22 protein-coding genes and 3 pseudogenes are annotated in these 16,293 nt (G+C 32.3%); 14 read left to right on the forward strand and 11 right to left on the reverse strand.

Features of this window, described 5'->3' with window-relative positions; genetic code table 11:
• Positions 1-112: 112 nt before the first annotated feature.
• The 6 genes and pseudogenes from arfB to AC0L5U_RS16035 form a co-directional block, all read right to left on the reverse strand.
• Positions 113-520, reverse strand: a complete 408-nt coding sequence (arfB, locus tag AC0L5U_RS16010) for an alternative ribosome rescue aminoacyl-tRNA hydrolase ArfB (protein WP_473417473.1) — start codon at positions 518-520, stop codon at positions 113-115.
• A pseudogene (locus AC0L5U_RS16015) lies at positions 520-2,639 on the reverse strand (DUF4301 family protein). The gene arfB and the pseudogene AC0L5U_RS16015 overlap by 1 nt, the downstream one beginning before the upstream one ends.
• Positions 2,600-3,232: a nicotinamide riboside transporter PnuC gene (gene pnuC / locus AC0L5U_RS16020; protein ID WP_473417474.1), complete on the reverse strand. Its 633-nt coding sequence runs from the start codon at positions 3,230-3,232 to the stop codon at positions 2,600-2,602. The pseudogene AC0L5U_RS16015 and the gene pnuC overlap by 40 nt, the downstream one beginning before the upstream one ends.
• Positions 3,216-3,475: pseudogene (locus AC0L5U_RS16025) on the reverse strand (hypothetical protein). The gene pnuC and the pseudogene AC0L5U_RS16025 overlap by 17 nt, the downstream one beginning before the upstream one ends.
• Before the next feature lie 2 nt (positions 3,476-3,477).
• The gene (locus AC0L5U_RS16030; RefSeq protein WP_473417475.1) at positions 3,478-4,200 is read right to left on the reverse strand and encodes a phosphoglycerol geranylgeranyltransferase; all 723 of its coding nucleotides are present in this window, start codon (positions 4,198-4,200) and stop codon (positions 3,478-3,480) included.
• Positions 4,200-4,826, reverse strand: coding sequence for a 4'-phosphopantetheinyl transferase family protein (locus tag AC0L5U_RS16035; RefSeq protein WP_473417476.1), 627 nt, complete (start codon positions 4,824-4,826; stop codon positions 4,200-4,202). The genes AC0L5U_RS16030 and AC0L5U_RS16035 overlap by 1 nt, the downstream gene beginning before the upstream one ends.
• A gap of 131 nt (positions 4,827-4,957) precedes the next feature.
• Here AC0L5U_RS16035 and ahcY point away from each other — a divergent pair, with 131 nt between their 5' ends.
• The 14 genes from ahcY (at position 4,958) to AC0L5U_RS16105 (ending at position 12,800) form a co-directional block, all read left to right on the forward strand.
• On the forward strand, positions 4,958-6,274 hold the full coding sequence (ahcY, locus tag AC0L5U_RS16040; RefSeq protein ID WP_473417479.1) for an adenosylhomocysteinase: 1,317 nt from the start codon (positions 4,958-4,960) through the stop codon (positions 6,272-6,274).
• Positions 6,275-6,569: 295 nt separating this feature from the next.
• Positions 6,570-7,505 carry a 2-hydroxyacid dehydrogenase gene (locus tag AC0L5U_RS16045; protein WP_473417480.1) on the forward strand — a complete coding sequence of 312 codons (936 nt, stop codon included), beginning with the start codon at positions 6,570-6,572 and terminating at the stop codon, positions 7,503-7,505.
• Between the two features lie 9 nt (positions 7,506-7,514).
• A complete protein-coding gene (locus tag AC0L5U_RS16050; RefSeq protein WP_473417481.1) occupies positions 7,515-7,925 on the forward strand; it encodes a response regulator transcription factor in 411 nt (136 codons plus the stop codon).
• A 114-nt stretch (positions 7,926-8,039) separates the two neighbouring features.
• Positions 8,040-8,546: a DUF4199 domain-containing protein gene (locus tag AC0L5U_RS16055; RefSeq protein ID WP_473417482.1), complete on the forward strand. Its 507-nt coding sequence runs from the start codon at positions 8,040-8,042 to the stop codon at positions 8,544-8,546.
• A gap of 8 nt (positions 8,547-8,554) precedes the next feature.
• The gene (locus tag AC0L5U_RS16060; protein ID WP_473417483.1) at positions 8,555-9,010 is read left to right on the forward strand and encodes a DUF1801 domain-containing protein; all 456 of its coding nucleotides are present in this window, start codon (positions 8,555-8,557) and stop codon (positions 9,008-9,010) included.
• Between the two features lie 16 nt (positions 9,011-9,026).
• The gene (locus AC0L5U_RS16065; RefSeq protein WP_473417484.1) at positions 9,027-9,398 is read left to right on the forward strand and encodes a VOC family protein; all 372 of its coding nucleotides are present in this window, start codon (positions 9,027-9,029) and stop codon (positions 9,396-9,398) included.
• A 16-nt stretch (positions 9,399-9,414) separates the two neighbouring features.
• Positions 9,415-9,801 carry a VOC family protein gene (locus AC0L5U_RS16070; protein ID WP_473417485.1) on the forward strand — a complete coding sequence of 129 codons (387 nt, stop codon included), beginning with the start codon at positions 9,415-9,417 and terminating at the stop codon, positions 9,799-9,801.
• A gap of 53 nt (positions 9,802-9,854) precedes the next feature.
• The gene (locus AC0L5U_RS16075) at positions 9,855-10,055 is read left to right on the forward strand and encodes a hypothetical protein (protein WP_473417486.1); all 201 of its coding nucleotides are present in this window, start codon (positions 9,855-9,857) and stop codon (positions 10,053-10,055) included.
• Positions 10,040-10,249 carry a TSUP family transporter gene (locus AC0L5U_RS16080; RefSeq protein ID WP_473417487.1) on the forward strand — a complete coding sequence of 70 codons (210 nt, stop codon included), beginning with the start codon at positions 10,040-10,042 and terminating at the stop codon, positions 10,247-10,249. Before AC0L5U_RS16075 ends, AC0L5U_RS16080 begins: the two co-directional genes overlap by 16 nt.
• A 14-nt stretch (positions 10,250-10,263) precedes the next feature.
• Positions 10,264-10,491, forward strand: a complete 228-nt coding sequence (locus tag AC0L5U_RS16085; protein WP_473417488.1) for a hypothetical protein — start codon at positions 10,264-10,266, stop codon at positions 10,489-10,491.
• Positions 10,492-10,663: 172 nt separating this feature from the next.
• Positions 10,664-11,173, forward strand: coding sequence for a YtxH domain-containing protein (locus tag AC0L5U_RS16090; protein WP_473417490.1), 510 nt, complete (start codon positions 10,664-10,666; stop codon positions 11,171-11,173).
• Positions 11,174-11,282: 109 nt separating this feature from the next.
• On the forward strand, positions 11,283-11,606 hold the full coding sequence (locus tag AC0L5U_RS16095; protein WP_473417491.1) for an ArsR/SmtB family transcription factor: 324 nt from the start codon (positions 11,283-11,285) through the stop codon (positions 11,604-11,606).
• A 50-nt stretch (positions 11,607-11,656) separates the two neighbouring features.
• Positions 11,657-12,166 (forward strand): DUF6428 family protein, encoded by a 510-nt coding sequence (locus tag AC0L5U_RS16100; protein WP_473417492.1) that lies wholly within the window; start codon positions 11,657-11,659, stop codon positions 12,164-12,166.
• 10 nt (positions 12,167-12,176) lie between these two features.
• The gene (locus AC0L5U_RS16105) at positions 12,177-12,800 is read left to right on the forward strand and encodes an arsenate-mycothiol transferase ArsC (RefSeq protein WP_473417493.1); all 624 of its coding nucleotides are present in this window, start codon (positions 12,177-12,179) and stop codon (positions 12,798-12,800) included.
• A gap of 74 nt (positions 12,801-12,874) precedes the next feature.
• On the opposite strand, the gene AC0L5U_RS16110 is transcribed toward AC0L5U_RS16105, so the two are convergent.
• From AC0L5U_RS16110 to AC0L5U_RS16130, 5 genes and pseudogenes are all read right to left on the reverse strand, one after another.
• On the reverse strand, positions 12,875-13,081 hold the full coding sequence (locus AC0L5U_RS16110) for a TfoX/Sxy family DNA transformation protein (RefSeq protein WP_473417494.1): 207 nt from the start codon (positions 13,079-13,081) through the stop codon (positions 12,875-12,877).
• 36 nt (positions 13,082-13,117) lie between these two features.
• Complete coding sequence (locus AC0L5U_RS16115) at positions 13,118-13,498, reverse strand: VOC family protein (protein WP_473418314.1); 381 nt, start codon at positions 13,496-13,498, stop codon at positions 13,118-13,120.
• A 151-nt stretch (positions 13,499-13,649) separates the two neighbouring features.
• Complete coding sequence (locus AC0L5U_RS16120) at positions 13,650-14,189, reverse strand: helix-turn-helix domain-containing protein (protein ID WP_473417495.1); 540 nt, start codon at positions 14,187-14,189, stop codon at positions 13,650-13,652.
• The gene (locus AC0L5U_RS16125) at positions 14,125-14,391 is read right to left on the reverse strand and encodes a DUF6597 domain-containing transcriptional factor (protein ID WP_473418315.1); all 267 of its coding nucleotides are present in this window, start codon (positions 14,389-14,391) and stop codon (positions 14,125-14,127) included. The genes AC0L5U_RS16120 and AC0L5U_RS16125 overlap by 65 nt, the downstream gene beginning before the upstream one ends.
• Positions 14,355-16,281: pseudogene (locus AC0L5U_RS16130) on the reverse strand (GNAT family N-acyltransferase). The gene AC0L5U_RS16125 and the pseudogene AC0L5U_RS16130 overlap by 37 nt, the downstream one beginning before the upstream one ends.
• Positions 16,282-16,293 lie beyond the last annotated feature (12 nt).

Genomic DNA, 16,293 nt, shown 5'->3' on the forward strand with positions numbered 1-16,293 from the left:
TACCTGTTCTAGGTTCAATGGGTATGATCTCAGCCGATATGGGCACCCCTTTTTTGAGAACGCTGCAAAGATATATTAGTTTTTTGAATTAAGATTTACAATTCTCAATTTTTTAATCTAAATCTGGTTTTCTTCTATTTGCCTTTTTCTCAGATAGATTACGTTTGTTTTTGAGACGTTTTCTAACTACAGCTCTTGGAATTTTAGTTGGGAGTCGTTCTTGCGGGATAATTAAAGCTGTTTTTATCAACTCTAAAAAGCGTTTTATAACTAGCTCTTTATTTCTGTGTTGACTGCGACTTTCTCCACATTGAAGAATCAATACATTCTCCTTAGTCAATCTATTTTGAAGTTTCTCTTGAAGTAATGCTTTTTGAATTTCATCAAAAACTAAAGATGCATTTAAATCAAAAGATAATTCAACTTTAGAAGACACCTTGTTTACATGCTGCCCGCCGCTTCCTGAGCTTCTAACACCTTTAAAGTTTAATTCTTTAATTATAGCTTCTTCATCAAACATTACGAACCTTGGTGTGCGGGTTTTAGTAAATCATTTACTGTTTTTACTGGATTAAAAGTTTCAACAGGAACTTCAACAAAAATTGAATTCCAATATGCCATACTTCCATTCCATAATCCTGGGCGCTCTAGTGCTTTTATATCAACTCCATTTTGTGTTTTCATGGTTATAAAAGCTGCTTCCGGATCTATGTAATCTAAAAGATTAAAAGGTTTGCCTTTGTAATCTCGAATGCCACAAACCAAATCTGTTGGGTTAAAATGTGTTGCTTTATAAACAATGGATTGCTGAGATCTTTTTCTGAAGTCAATTTGAGCAAACTCGACTATTTGCAATGAAACCGTACCTTCGCTATCCTTAACCCAAAACGGCCCTCCACCAGGCTCTCCCTCATTTTTTACCATGCCACAAACACGAATAGGTCGGTTTAGTTTTTCTCTTACATAAGCTGTTTTTTGCTCAAAATTGAAATCATAAAAATCAGAATCTATGGCGATATTTAATTGTTTTCTTAAAAAAAGGCTATTGTAGTGATATCAGCATTATCAATGTTACCCTCATCTATTTGTTTTAAATAGCTAAAAACTTGATCTTGAGTTTTTAGTAATACACCAGCTAATAATTTTTTATAGGTTGTGTTTTCTAAGTTTTGCTGTTCTACAACAATATTGTCGATATTTTTTATAAAAACTATATCACTTTCCAGATCATTTAAATTCTCTAGAAGTGCACCATGACCCGCAGGTCTGAATAAAATTGAGCTATCATCATTTCTATAAACTTCTCCGCTTTTGGTTAGCGAAACAGTTTCTGTAGCTTCTTTTTGATAAGAAAACGAAACATTAAAAACAGTATTTTCTTTTTCTTCTAAAGATTGTTTTACTGCTTTGAAATTATCTAAAAAATAATTGTGATGTTGTTCAGAAACTGTAAAATGCAGGTTAGAATTTTGTTTTGATGATGCGTATAAAGTAGATTCAAATAAATGCTCATAAAATGCAGTAACTGTTTGATTTTTATAAGCATGGAAAGGTAATAGTCCTTTTGGTAAAAAACTATAATTCAAGCCTTCTTCATTCAGCATAGCTTTTACAAACTCGTAATGTTGTTCTTCTTGTTTTAAACTTTTATAATTTACTCCTGATGTTTCAATTGCATTAATAACTTCTTTATAAAACGGGAATTTAGTTAAGTTGTTAGTAAACGTTATAATTAAATCATCACCTTGTTTTTCAGCATATTTTTTGATGGTATCTTTTGATGGATTAAAATTATTAAGAAACTGAAATAAAAATTTAAACATTCTTGTAGCAGCACCAGAAGCTGGAACAAATTTTAAGATTTCCAAGTCATCTTGTTTTGTGTTGTATAGGTTTACTAAGTCGGTCAATTCTTCCGAATCAAAACTTTGAATCCCTCTGCCAACAGTAGCAGCAGATACCAGATTTGAGTGTGTCATTCCGTTTTTTAAACGTTCTACTTGAGCATTAACTTGATCTAAGCTAATACCTTTGTTGCGTATTTGCTCAATATCTTTATCTGTAAACATTATTTCTTTTTTATTTAGTAATTTATCAATATGAAAAACCGCAGTTTCAAGACGTTCTTTTTTATTACCCTTGAGTAAAACATATGCCCTGTTTTGTTTTTTTAACTCATTTTCAAAAGCCATGAACATATTCTCCCTGTCTTCGGGTTTATCCCTTAAATCATCAGCTTCCCAAGGTGTATCAATATAAGTTAAAAAATATAAATCATAGGTATTTTCTAATGCATATTTTTCTAAAATTGGGTCGCAACTTCCTAAGTAATACGCTTCAGAATATACTTTAGTTTCTAACAAATCTGTATCACAAATTAAAACGGAATCTGTTTTTTTAGAAAGTTCGTTTTCCAATTTCATTTGACCTTCAGCAACAGGCAATAAATCTTGAGGCTCGCAAGTTTTTCGTTCATTATTCCATTTGTTTTGAAGATATTCTCGTGCATATTCTGGTACCCAAACAGAATTATAATGACGTGCTAACTGACGTGACAACGTTGTTTTTCCAGTAGATTCAGGGCCAAATAAAACTACTTTTACGCAGTTTGATGGTTGCTGTTTAAACTTTTCTTCCATGCAAAATATGCTTGAATTGCTAATATAGTAAAGATTAAATATTGAAGTGAGAACATTCCCCAACCTCTAGATGCATAAAGTGGTACCGTAATAATATCAGCAAAAATCCAAAGTGTCCAGTTTTCTATTTTTTTGTTTGCCATAAACCACATGGCAGTAAAAAACACACCTGATGTAAATATGTCGATGTAGTTTGACGATGTGATTTCTGTTCCATATCCTTTATAAACAGTATAAGTAACAATCATTGTTATTATAAACATACCAAATCCTATTATTTTCTCTTTAGAACTGGTTCTTGAAATAGGAACTAAAACCTTATCATCTTTTTTACGAGACCAATTCCACCAACCATAAATACTCATTATGGAATAGTAAAAATTCATCATCATGTCACCCATTAATTCATCTTTCAAAAAAATATAAACGGTAATTACAGTTGCCACCAATCCAGTTGGATAAACCAAAATATTTTCTCTTTTAGCATAAATAACACTAGCAATACCAAAAACAAAGGCAATAGCCTCAAGAATTATTAATGATATTTCCCTATTTCTGTATGGTTCAAGAAAGAAATCAAAAATGGGGCTCATATTCGTGTCTATCAGATTTTACTATTTTCATGTAAAGTAACCCTTTTTCAATAAGTTCAAAAGCTTCTTTTATTTCTGAAGTTAAAAGCGCCATTACCTCATCGTAATCGCCATAAACCTGAGTGCTCAAAGGATTTTCAAGCACCTCTAATTTTGATGCCCTTATTTTTTTATAAAATGAATAATTGCAGGTTCAAAATCATCCTGCAATGGTGTTAATGTTAGTTCTACCGATATTTTCATGCCTATTTTTTTATATATTCAAAAAACGATTCATTTTCTTCAAATACAGTTCCAATAACTACTACGTCTGCTCCAAATTTAAAAGCGTTTTCTATTTCGTTTTTACTTCTAATACCTCCGCCAATTATCAACGGAATTTTTAATTCACTTTTAACAGCATTAATTATTTTAGTGGTTAATGGTTGTTTTGCGCCGCTTCCAGCTTCCAAATATATAAGCTTCATACCTAATAACTGTCCTGCTATGGCTGTATCAACTATCTTTTGAATATTATCTCGTGATATTGGTTTAGTATTAGTCACTTGCTCTGTCGCTGTTTTCTTTCCGCTTTCAATTAGAACATAACCTGTTGGAATTATTTCTAAACTCGAATTCCTCAATTTAGAAACTGAATTTACATGCTTACCAATTAAGTACTCTGGATTTCTCCCAGAAATTAATGATAAAAATAGAATAGCATCTGCGCTATCAGTTATTTGGGTATTATCTCCAGGGAATAGAACTATAGGTAATCTGGTGTATTTATTTATTTCAACAACTAGATTTTTGGTTGCTTTAGCTTCAACTGTACTTCCTCCAACAAAAATGTGGGTAGCAATTGAAGTGTTTACTTTTGCAATAAAAGGTTTTGTGTTCTCTATTGAAAATTTATCAGGATCAATTAAAACAGCTAAAAGTCTTTCGTCTTTATCAATAGAAGCCAGTATGTTTTCATAAATACTCATTAAGCAATAGCATATGCACAAGTAAAACCCTCAAACTCTAAAAACTCGATATTATAACGACATTTCTGTTCCTTATAATCAATCCAAGCAATGGTTTCATCGTCCTCGATAGTAAAAGGAATTACTAAACAATGATTTTTAAAACTCAACCCTGGTGTACAAAACAATTTGTATAACGATTCTTTTACACACCAAATTACAGTCAGCTTTTTAATGTAATCTGAAGCTTCTTTGATTAAATAATAAAATTCATAATCAATAAACTTATGAGCAATAATAGAAATTTTATTTCGCTGTTTTTCAATATCTATCCCAACTATTAAATCGCTAACAATAATTGCCGAAAAGTTAAATGAATGTGTAATAGAAATTTGCTTACCATCTTTTAAATGTGGTTTTCCATTTTCGTCATAAAACAAATCTGAATCAGTATACCCAAATTCTTGCAATAAGTGACGCACACTTAAAAACCCGCGCTGATGTAATTCACTTTTCATGCCTAAAACCCGCTCTAGAGCAACCGATTTTAAGTCAACTTTTGCCATCAACTCATCATATGACTCTGTAATCTTCCAGATTTTAACAGTAGTTTGTGAATTTGGAGTAATGGTTTTATATAAAGGCATTTAATATTCTAAAAGTTAATAGTTATCTTTGCACCGCCTAAGCGAAATAAATTATTTGGCAAGCGAATTTAACCAAATTAAGCACCAATAACAATCAAGTTTTAGGTTTTTAAACAAAAGAAAAAAATACTATGAGCACACAAACAATTCCTTACGTAGCTAATAAAGTTAAAGATATTTCATTAGCCGATTGGGGTAGAAAAGAAATTGAATTGGCAGAAGCAGAAATGCCAGGACTAATGAGCCTTCGTGAAGAATACAAAAACGAGCAACCACTCAAAGGAGCAAGAATTGCAGGATGTTTACACATGACGATTCAAACAGCTGTGTTAATTGAAACCTTACAGGCTTTAGGGGCAGAAGTAACTTGGAGTTCTTGTAATATATTCTCAACTCAAGATCAAGCTGCTGCTGCTATTGCTGCCGCTGGAACTGCGGTTTATGCTTGGAAAGATATGACCGAAGAAGAATTTGATTGGTGTATAGAACAAACACTATTTTTCGGAGAAGACAGAAAACCATTAAACATGATTTTAGATGATGGTGGAGATTTAACAAATATGGTTTTAGATAAATACCCAGAATTAGCCGCAGGAATCAATGGCCTATCTGAAGAAACAACAACAGGGGTTCACAGATTATACGAGCGTGTAAAAAATGGAACTTTACCAATGCCTGCTATTAATGTAAACGATTCTGTAACAAAATCTAAATTCGATAATAAATACGGCTGTAAAGAATCTGCTGTTGACGCGATTAGAAGAGCTACAGATATTATGCTAGCCGGAAAACGTGTAACTGTTTGTGGTTATGGTGATGTTGGGAAAGGAACTGCAGCCTCTTTTAAAGGAGCCGGAAGTATCGTAACCGTAACAGAAATTGATCCTATTTGCGCGCTTCAAGCGGCAATGGATGGTTTTGAAGTAAAAAAACTAGAAACTGTTATTGGTAATACAGATATTGTAATTACAACTACAGGAAATAAAGATATTGTTCAAAGTCATCACTTCGAAGCTTTAAAAGACAAAGCTATAGTGTGTAACATCGGGCATTTTGATAACGAAATAGATATGGCTTGGTTAAATGAAAACCATGGCCATACCAAAAACACCATCAAACCACAAGTAGATAAATATACAATCGACGGAAAAGATATCATTATACTTGCCGAAGGGCGTTTAGTAAACTTAGGTTGTGCTACTGGTCACCCTAGTTTTGTGATGAGTAACTCATTTACAAACCAAACTTTGGCGCAAATTGAACTTTGGAACAATGCAGATGCTTATAAAAACGAGGTATATATGTTACCAAAAGCACTAGACGAAAAAGTAGCAAAATTACACTTAGCTAAAATTGGGGTGGAACTTACAGAACTTCGTAAAGACCAAGCAAGTTATATAGGTGTAACTGTTGATGGACCTTATAAGCCAGAGCATTACCGTTACTAGAAAAACGAAAATCCAATTATAAAACACTAAATCCCAAGCAGTAATGTTTGGGTTTTTTTGTCTTTTCTAGTGATTCAGAAATATGAGAAATATTATCGAGAAGTTGGGCGCTACCCGAAAAGGGTCGGGCTTTTCACTATATCTTTTTAAAGAGTCATTGTGAGGAGTTGGCGACGAAGTAATCTGCTAAGTTGTGTTTCTAAATCTAAATTCATTACTTCTTGTGTTTTAAAAAGGATGCCGTTGCAATCTCTAACGCAAAAAACGTCGTATTTTTGTAAACTAAGTTATTCAAATGAAAGTTTTACATCTAGATACCAATCACGAACTATTAATACATCAACTCAACGACTTGGGTTTTACAAACCATGAAGATTACACGTCTTCAAAAGAAACCATTGAAGCCAAAATTCATGAGTACGATGGACTTATAATTAGAAGTCGTTTTACAATAGACAAACAATTTCTAGATGCAGCTAAAAATCTAAAATTTATTGGTAGAGTAGGTGCGGGTCTAGAAAATATAGATTGCGATTATGCCGAGCAAAAAGGCGTATATCTAATTTCAGCCCCAGAAGGTAATAGAAATGCAGTTGGCGAACATACCTTGGGGATGTTACTATCACTTTTCAATAAACTCAACAAAGCAGATGAAGAGGTGCGTCAAGGAAAATGGTTAAGAGAAGACAATCGAGGTATCGAACTAGATGGAAAAACAGTCGGACTTATTGGCTACGGAAACATGGGAAAAGCTTTTGCAAAAAAGCTACGAGGATTTGATGTTGAGGTTTTGTGTTACGATATAAAAGATAATGTTGGAGATAAAAACGCAGAACAAGTAAGTTTAAAAGAGTTTCAAGAAAAAGTAGATGTTGTGAGTTTACACACACCACAAACACCTTTAACGCTCAATATAATTAATTCGCAATTCATTAATCAGTTTAAAAATCCATTTTGGTTGTTAAATACTGCAAGGGGAAAAAGTGTATTCACTAAAGATTTAGTCTCAGCTTTAAAATCAGGAAAAATTTTAGGCGCTGGACTCGATGTTTTAGAATATGAAAAGGCATCTTTTGAAAACTTGTTTGCTAAAAAATTGCCAGAAGCATTCCAATATTTAATAAACTCAAAAAGTGTATTGCTATCGCCTCATGTCGCAGGTTGGACATTTGAGAGTAAAGAAAAACTAGCGCAAACAATTGTAGATAAAATCAAAGCAAAATTTTGTTAATTTTAGTGCATGAAGAAAACCATTCTCGTTTTTTCGCTACTTATTTTAGCATTACTACTACTGTTTCAATTTAGTAAATACACATTAGTTAGTGGCGACTTAAAAATGGAATACATTATGGCAATAATTGCCATTGTGTTTTTGGGTATTGGTATATTTATAAATAAAAAGACTCAAAAAGAAATCCTCAACTCAACTAATACAATAAATCTTCAAAAAGTTGACGAGTTAGGTTTGAGTAAACGAGAATATGAAGTTTTAAAAGAAGTTGCCCTTGGATTATCAAATCAGGAAATAGCAGAGAAATTATTTGTTTCAGAAAGCACTATAAAAACACACGTTTCTAATCTTTTGGTAAAGTTAAATGCTAAACGACGTACACAAGCTATTCAAATTTCAAAAGAGTTTAATATTATTTGAAGTTTATATTTTATTAGATTTACAACTAAAGTATTATGAATTTAGTACTTTAGTATGAGCTTCAATTCTTCCAATCATCCTACCTTTGGTTTACTAACTAATACATAATTTAAAATGAAACAAACTGTCATTAAATATGGTATTTATGCACTTTTAAGTGGTTTTGTGCTATTTGGTCTGCCGTTCTTTCTAGGAATGGGAGTAGATTTTGAATATGGCGAACTTATAGGTTACACATCTATGGTGCTATCCTTATTATTCGTTTATTTTGGAATTAAACACTACCGTGATACAGTAAATAACGGAAAAGTATCTTTAGGTAAAGCCATTGCAATTGGTATGTCAATCGCATTATTTTCTGCCATAGGTGTTGCAGTTTTCGATTACATTTATACAAGTTATATAAACCCTGATTTTGCAAGTGAGTATTTAGAGTATTCTGTTAAAAAGATGGAAGAGACGTTATCTGCTGAAGAAGTTAAAATAAAAGCTGCTGAGTTAACTCAGCAAATGAAAGATTATGGAAGCCCCAGTTTTATGGCATTCATGATGTTTGCATCGGTTATAATTTTAGGTTTTATAATTTCTTTAATTTCAGGTTTAATCCTTCAACGTAAATAATATAGATTATGCAATATGAAGCTACATCACCAGACGATTATATAAGCCAAGTTCCTGAGGAAAGACAAGGGGCTTTGAAAAAATTACGAAATATTATAAATACTAATTTGCCAAAAGGTTTTGAGGAAGGTATGATTTATAAAATGATTGGTTATTATGTGCCACATTCGGTATATCCAGATGGGTACCATTGCGACTCAAAAACACCCTTGCCATTTATGAGTTTTGCATCACAAAAAAACTCTGTGAATTTATACCATAGCGGAATTTATGCAAAAAAGGAACTCTATGGTTGGTTTGTGTCTGAATTTCCAAAACATAGCAAACGTAAGCTAGATATGGGTAAAAGCTGCATTCGCTTTAAATATGTAGATGAAATTCCTTTTGAATTGATAGCAGAATTGACTAGAAAAATGACATGTGAAGAATGGATTGATATTTATGAATCTGCCATTAAAAAATAATAATAAAACAAAAATTATGAAATTGGGTGCTTTTTCAGTAAGTCTTAGTGTGAAAGATATTAAGGCTTCAAAACAATTTTACGAAACCCTTGGGTTTGTACAATTTGCAGGAGATGTTGAAAAAAACTATCTCATCATGAAAAACGGTAATGCTTTAATAGGCTTGTTCCAAGGGATGTTTGAACAAAATATTTTAACATTTAATCCAGGTTGGGATGAAAGTGCCAATAAATTGGATCCATTTGATGATGTTAGAACCATTCAAAAACATTTAAAAAGTAACAAGATAAAACTTGAAAAAGAAGCTGACGAAAGCACTTCTGGCCCTGCAAGTACAGTATTAAACGATCCTGATGGAAATACCATATTAATAGACCAACACGTATAATTCTTTACAAAACGACATGAAAAACAGAGTAACAGGAATAGGAGGCTTGTTCTTTAAAGCAAAAGACCCAAATGCATCAAAAGATTGGTACAAAAAGCACTTAGGTTTTAATACTGATGATTACGGCTGTACTTTTTGGTGGAAAGATAATGACGGAAAAGAATGTTCCACACAATGGAGTCCCTTTCCAGAAAACACGAAGTATTATGAACCATCAAAAAAGGATTTCATGTTCAACTATCGTGTTGAAAATCTAAAGGAATTATTGGAAGTTTTAAAAGAAGAAGGCGTAACCATTGTTGGGGAAATAGAGGAATATGAGTACGGCAAATTCGGATGGGTTCTAGATAACGACGGCAATAAAATTGAACTTTGGGAGCCTATTGATGCTGCTTTTAAATAACCGAATTTGGACGTAGCAGAAATTTTACAATCCTATAATTTAGGTACTCTTCAATGGGTAGCAGTTTTTTGGCTGCTTTTGTTTTAGGGTTTTCCAAATCTGGAATTAAAGGTATTGGTATTATTATCATACTAATTTTAGCTTTTGTATTTGGAGAAAAAGCATCTACAGGCATTTTATTACCTATGCTTATTGGTGCAGATATTTTGGCAGTAACTTATTACAACAGGCATACCCAATGGCGTTTTTATTAAAAAAATTAATGCCAGCAATGGTTGTTGGTGTTCTGGTTGGTGTTTGGGTAGGAGACGCTATTTCAGAAGTTGTGTTTAAACGCATTATGGCAATCATCATAATTGTGTCTATTTTAATCATGTGGTATTTTGAAAAGCGAAAATCTACTAGTGTTCCTCAAAACAAATGGTTCTCCAATTCGGCTGGATTTTAGCAGGATTTACGACAATGATTGGAAATTTAGCTGGTCCCATTGCTAATATTTATTTCTTAGCAATAAGGCTTCCAAAAAACGAGTTTATTGGAACTGCCGCTTGGTTATTTTTCATTATCAATGTATTTAAATTACCCTTTCATTTTTTTGTTTGGAAAACAGTAACAATGGAAAGTTTAACTTTAAATTTAACTTTAATTCCAGCAGTTATTATTGGCTTTTTGCAGGGACAAAGCTTGTGAAGTTAATATCGAATGTAAATTACAGGCGATTTATAATTATCGTAACTGCTCTTGGAGGTATTATAATGCTAATCAAATAAATAACTGTAACGTTTTTAAACTTTGAAACACATATAGTTAGTAATACGTTAATTTTTTATTACTTTTAAATTCTAATCATAAATTAAAAACAATGTCAGACGAAAAAAATTTGGGCGACGACTTAAACGATATGTTAGGCGATGCTAAAGATGGCGCTAAAAAAGCAGCCGATAAAGTAAGTGATAAGGCTGGAGAATTAGCAGATGATGCTAAGGAACTAGCTGGAGAAGCAAAAGAAAAAGCAAAAGAGTTTGCTAGTGAAGCTAAGGAAACTGCTTCAGAATTTGCTGAAGATACTAAAGAAGTTTTAAGTGATGGAAAAAATGTTGCTATTATAGCTCATATCACATTAATAGGTTGGATTATTGCTTTAGTAATGAATAATGGTAACAAATCTGAAATAGGTTCATTTTATATTAGACAAATGCTAGGACTTATGATTCTTTCATTAATATTAAGCTTTATTCCTTTTGTAGGATGGATTTTAAATTTATTGATGATTGTGCTTTGGGTTATGAGTTTAATTGGTGCTTTAGGCGGCGAAAAGAAACTTACCCCAGTTTTAGGAGAACATTTCCAGAATTGGTTTAAAGGACTATAAAATATTGAAAAGCCAAAAGTGTATTGCTTTTGGTTTTTTTAATTTATTTATTATTGTAATATTGCAATATTACATTTTATTTGTATATTTGCTTCATATTATCAAAGCTATGGGAGCGTCAAAACTCGATATTTATTCAGAGCGTATCAACAAAATGGCAATTATAGCTAAAGTATTTGCGCATCCTGCACGTATTGCTATTCTGCAATATATAAGTAAACAAGAATCGTGTATTTGTAATGATATTGTAGATGAAATAGGATTATCACAACCTACTATTTCTCAACATTTAAAAGTTATTAATGATGCAGGTTTGCTTAAAGGAAATTTTGAAGGTAAAAGCATTTGTTATTGTTTAAATGTGGAACGTTTTCAAGAATTTCAATCGCAGTTTAATAGTTTTTTTAATAAAACTAAATCTAATTGTTGCTAAGCCTATAATAGGCATTTAATTATCTCACTCAAACGTAAAAAATAATAGAAATGAAAACACAAGAATTATTTTCAGTATTAGAGGTAAACAAAGACAAATCTTTGTTGTTTGAATATAAACCTAATGAATTAGTTGGTGCTAACTATCATATTACAGAAGTAAAACATATTAAAGTTGATTCTGTAGATTGTGGTGCGCAAAGTGACTCATGGAATGAAACTATTATTCAGTTATGGGAAAGCCCATTAGAAAAGGGTAAAACAGAATATATGTCTGTGCTTAAAGCTTTAGGGATTTTAAATAAGGTTGGTAAACTAAAATCTTATGATTTAGATTCTGAAGTAAAATTTGAATATAGTAATGCCAACTTCCACACAGCACAATTATTTGTTAACGATTTCGAAATACAAGACAATAACATAATAGTTAAATTAGCCATTCAAAAAACAGACTGTAAAGCAAAAGAGCTTTGCGGTGTTCCAGAACAGGTTGTTGAACTTGCCGAAAAAGTTGTTGAAAAAGTTGAGGCTTGTTGTTCGCCTAGTTCAGGTTGTTGTTAACCAATATACTATGAATATTATAAAGTTGTTTGAGCCTATTTCTAAGCATATAGATGCATTAGATACTAATGCTATTTCTGAAGATAGAAAAGCCATACTCAAACCGTTAATTGATTATTTGAAACAGAAAATAGATGCGAATCAATCTATTCGATTAAATTTTATTTGTACGCATAATTCGCGTCGTAGTCATTTATCCCAAATTTGGGCGCAGACTATGGCAGCATATTATAATATCAAAAATGTGTCATGTTATTCTGGAGGAACTGAAGCTACTGCTATGTTCCCCAAAGTAGGAGAGACGTTAATTAATCAAGGGTTTAAAATTAGTAAGCTTTCAGAAGAAAACAATCCTGTTTACAGTATTAAGTTTTCAGAAAACGAACCTGCTGTGATTGCATTTTCTAAGGAATTTAGTAACGATTATAATCCAGCTTCAGAGTTTGCTGCAATTATGACGTGCTCTAGTGCAGATAAAGGTTGCCCCATGGTTTTTGGTTGTGATAAACGTATCGCCATTACTTATGAGGATCCAAAAAAATCTGATGGAACGCCACTTCAAACAGAGATTTATTTTAATAGAAGTTTGGAAATAGCAAGAGAGATGAAGTTTGTTTTTTCTAGTTTAAGTTAGTAGTCTGATTTTTTAAAAGGTTTGTATAATTAAACTAAAAATGCCCTAGAATTTTAATTTCTAGGGCATTTTTACTAACTCAATAATTCCTTTTTAATATCCTCTGGAAGTTTTCTCCAATCTAAATCCATTAAAGCGCCTTGAAGTGAGTATAAATAGTAACACTTTGGTATGGTTTTATCTGGGTGCTTTTGGCATATCTTCTTGTATGCTTTTTTAACAGTTGTTTCTGCAAGATCTACCATGGTATAAATACCTATTTCGTTTAATCGCTTTTTCAATGGTTGCGCCTATATTTTTTGCTATAGTTGTATTCATTATTCCTCTGGTTTAGTATATGTTACAATATCAATCCCTATGCCGTTTGGGTCAAGAATTGCAAAGTGTCTGTCGCCCCAAGGTTCAGTTCTTATTTCAAAGGCAATGTCAATATTTTTGTTTTTTAATGTCTTATACAATTCATCTACATTATCAACTTCTATAGTGATGTAAACGCCTTTTCCGTTAAAAGCAGGTTTAAATATAGATTGCTGACTTGGATGATTTGGTTTTAAAAAACTTACTTCTGCTTGCTCATTCGGAGTATGCATTAATAAATAAAAATCGTTTTCAAAAGTTACTCCAAATCCTAGGATTTCGGTGTAGAATTTTTTTGTTTCGTCTAATTTTTCGGTAATGATTCCTGCATTTAGTTTCATGGTTTTTAAATTTTGATGTTCAACTTGACTCTGTGCTATTCCAGTAATTACTGTAAAAGCTAAAATTATTATTGTTTTCATGGTTCTGATGTTTTGTTGAGACAAATTTAGAACCAAACACTTTGCAGAAATTGTATAAAACGGACAAACTCTATTTATAGGCTTGCGAAGGTGTAACGCCGTAAAACGTTTTAAAGTCTTTAATAAAGTGGGCTTGATCATAAAACCCAACATCAAAAAACAGTTTTTGGGCTTTTAAGCTTTGAGAGGAAGGTTTCATATTTAAAAACTGCTGAAATCGTACTACTTTACTAAATGCTTTTGGAGTTGTACCTATATAGAAATTAAAAACACGTCTTAATTGTCGCGGACTTAATCCAGTATCTAAACCATTTTCGGTTTCTATGTTTCCAGATGATCTAAAGATTAAATTTAGTGCTTTGTAGAATCGCTTATCAAAATCAAATGTTTTATTTACGATATAGGGCGCAATTATGAGATGGGATTTTTCTGAAACTATAGAGAAATTTTGATGTGGTACTATATGTTGTTGAATATCTTTTGCTATATCAGGTAAGATAGATTTCAACTTATGGTCTTTATTGCTCAATATTTTAGCATTAATATTAAATATTAATGGAAAAGTAGATGGTAAAAACCGAATACCCACATAATCGAGATTCAGTCCCAATTGAAAACTCTGTATATTTTCTACAAAAGCCCATAACAAAACTTTCTTGAGGATTGTTTAGGTTGAAGAAAATATCAATACAACCATCTGATACTACACGGTAGATAAATGGGGTTTTTAAAGGTATTTTGGTTTTTAATTGCCAATAGCAGTAAATGAAATTCTCTAATGTAGAATCTGGGAAATGTTCTTGGTATAAAATGGCGTCTCCTCATTTCTGATAGAAGGTTGAATTGGTCTATAATAGTCTTTTATTGATTCAAACGCTTTCATTATTCCCAAAAGCTTTCTTTCCAATTCTGCTTGAAACTCTTCCATTACGGGTTTTACCGTGCTTTCGGGTAAGTCGGCAATTCTAATATACATCAAACCATCAACGGAGTTGTTGAATAAAGGGTCTACATTAAAAAGCCACTAAGCGCGCATTCTGTTTTATGTATTTTTTTAGAAGCACAGGCAGACGTAAAGCTCCAGGTTCTATTTCATCTATAAACTTATCAAACTTGTTTAAATCGGCTTCGGCTTCATCAAACACAAAATCTTTATCTGCGTCTTTTAATTTTACTTTAAACTCCTTTTTTGGATGTACATATTGCGCAATATAAGGATCGTAATAGTGTGATTTCATAAACTCAACCATCAAGGATTTTGAGAAGTTGGAGAACTGATTACTGATACTTACGCCACCAATTAAAAAATTATGTTCGGGATAGCGCAATGTGGTATGCACTATGCCTTTCCAAAGTAAAAATAAAGGCATTGGTTTCTGTTGGTATTCCTTGATGATAAAGGCGCGTCCCATTTCAATGGATTCGCTCATCATTTTATAGAGCTCGGGCTCAAAACGAAATAAATCTTGTAAATAAAAGCCATCAATACCATGTTGCGCAAATATTTTTGAACCTAACCCCATGCGGTAAGCACCTGCAAGCACTTTTTTGTCATTGTCCCATAAAAACATATGGTGGTAATAGTTGTCAAAAGTATCCAAATCTATAGCTTCATTTGTACCTTCTCCAACTTCTCTAAAAGTAATTTCTCTTAACCTTCCAATTTCTCTAAGAATATTAGGTATTTTATCAGCTTGCGCCAAAAACACTTCATAGTTTTTACTTTCTAAAAGTCTAGAATCATCTTTTCTGAGCGCATCAACTTCTTTAATCATTAATGCATTGTCAACAGGTGTAACAATGTTTTTTGGAGGTTTAGGGACTTTTAGAGATGAAGATATATTGTCGAGTATTTTCGGTTTGTCCTCAAAAGCATGAGACAACATGTATGTTTTTTTCTTATGAATTCTGAAAAATCTTCTAAAGTTTCATGTTCTTTTTGATCGGTAATTGAAATTGGTTTTCCAACACGAACCTTTATGGTGCGTCGTTTTTGAGTTAGTAACTCAGAAGGTAATTTTGCTGTTCTAAACGTATCACTAATTTTAGATAGTTTGTAAAATAACTTACTGTTTTTGGCGTGAAAATATATAGGAACAATAGGTACTTCAGCTTTTTTAATTAGTTTCATGGCAGCTTCTTCCCATGGTTTATCTACCACCAATTTACCATCTCGATAAGTAGACACTTCTCCTGCTGGAAAAATTCCTAATGGATGACCATCACGTAAATGCATTATGGCATTTTTAAACCCAGCAATACTAGATTTTACATCTTTTCTGTCCTCGAAAGGATTTACAGGCATAATGTAAGGTTTCAGAGGTTCTATACGATGTAATAGAAAGTTGGCAATAATTTTAAAGTCTTTACGCTGTTCCAACATCAATTTTAAGAGCAAAATACCGTCAATTCCTCCAAGAGGATGATTGGATACTGTAATATATGCACCGTCTTTTGGCAAACGTTTTAAATCTTCTTCAGGGATTTCTGAACTTAATTTGAAAATCATCTAAGATACCATTCAGAAACTCGACATCGCCTAAATGTTTATTACGCATATAAACCTTGTTGAGCGTAGATATTTTAAGAACTTTCATTAATATCCAACCCATAAAAGTACCTAAAAAACCATACTTGTCTAACTGTATAGCTTTTGCAACTTCTTTTGCGGTTACCAATCCAGTATCTTGTTGTTTACCCATAAGCGTAAAAGT

It is taken from the genome of Jejuia sp. G7-7 (assembly GCF_055808955.1).

What these genes read in the sequence shown, in the direction of transcription:
- arfB (WP_473417473.1), bottom strand. Translation starts at nt 520, where the DNA reads ATGTTTGATGAAGAAGCTATAATTAAAGAATTAAACTTTAAAGGTGTT.
- pnuC (WP_473417474.1), bottom strand. Translation starts at nt 3,232, where the DNA reads ATGAGCCCCATTTTTGATTTCTTTCTTGAACCATACAGAAATAGGGAA.
- AC0L5U_RS16030 (WP_473417475.1), bottom strand. Translation starts at nt 4,200, where the DNA reads ATGAGTATTTATGAAAACATACTGGCTTCTATTGATAAAGACGAAAGA.
- AC0L5U_RS16035 (WP_473417476.1), bottom strand. Translation starts at nt 4,826, where the DNA reads ATGCCTTTATATAAAACCATTACTCCAAATTCACAAACTACTGTTAAA.
- ahcY (WP_473417479.1), top strand. Translation starts at nt 4,958, where the DNA reads ATGAGCACACAAACAATTCCTTACGTAGCTAATAAAGTTAAAGATATT.
- AC0L5U_RS16045 (WP_473417480.1), top strand. Translation starts at nt 6,570, where the DNA reads ATGAAAGTTTTACATCTAGATACCAATCACGAACTATTAATACATCAA.
- AC0L5U_RS16050 (WP_473417481.1), top strand. Translation starts at nt 7,515, where the DNA reads ATGAAGAAAACCATTCTCGTTTTTTCGCTACTTATTTTAGCATTACTA.
- AC0L5U_RS16055 (WP_473417482.1), top strand. Translation starts at nt 8,040, where the DNA reads ATGAAACAAACTGTCATTAAATATGGTATTTATGCACTTTTAAGTGGT.
- AC0L5U_RS16060 (WP_473417483.1), top strand. Translation starts at nt 8,555, where the DNA reads ATGCAATATGAAGCTACATCACCAGACGATTATATAAGCCAAGTTCCT.
- AC0L5U_RS16065 (WP_473417484.1), top strand. Translation starts at nt 9,027, where the DNA reads ATGAAATTGGGTGCTTTTTCAGTAAGTCTTAGTGTGAAAGATATTAAG.
- AC0L5U_RS16070 (WP_473417485.1), top strand. Translation starts at nt 9,415, where the DNA reads ATGAAAAACAGAGTAACAGGAATAGGAGGCTTGTTCTTTAAAGCAAAA.
- AC0L5U_RS16075 (WP_473417486.1), top strand. Translation starts at nt 9,855, where the DNA reads ATGGGTAGCAGTTTTTTGGCTGCTTTTGTTTTAGGGTTTTCCAAATCT.
- AC0L5U_RS16080 (WP_473417487.1), top strand. Translation starts at nt 10,040, where the DNA reads ATGGCGTTTTTATTAAAAAAATTAATGCCAGCAATGGTTGTTGGTGTT.
- AC0L5U_RS16085 (WP_473417488.1), top strand. Translation starts at nt 10,264, where the DNA reads ATGATTGGAAATTTAGCTGGTCCCATTGCTAATATTTATTTCTTAGCA.
- AC0L5U_RS16090 (WP_473417490.1), top strand. Translation starts at nt 10,664, where the DNA reads ATGTCAGACGAAAAAAATTTGGGCGACGACTTAAACGATATGTTAGGC.
- AC0L5U_RS16095 (WP_473417491.1), top strand. Translation starts at nt 11,283, where the DNA reads ATGGGAGCGTCAAAACTCGATATTTATTCAGAGCGTATCAACAAAATG.
- AC0L5U_RS16100 (WP_473417492.1), top strand. Translation starts at nt 11,657, where the DNA reads ATGAAAACACAAGAATTATTTTCAGTATTAGAGGTAAACAAAGACAAA.
- AC0L5U_RS16105 (WP_473417493.1), top strand. Translation starts at nt 12,177, where the DNA reads ATGAATATTATAAAGTTGTTTGAGCCTATTTCTAAGCATATAGATGCA.
- AC0L5U_RS16115 (WP_473418314.1), bottom strand. Translation starts at nt 13,498, where the DNA reads ATGAAACTAAATGCAGGAATCATTACCGAAAAATTAGACGAAACAAAA.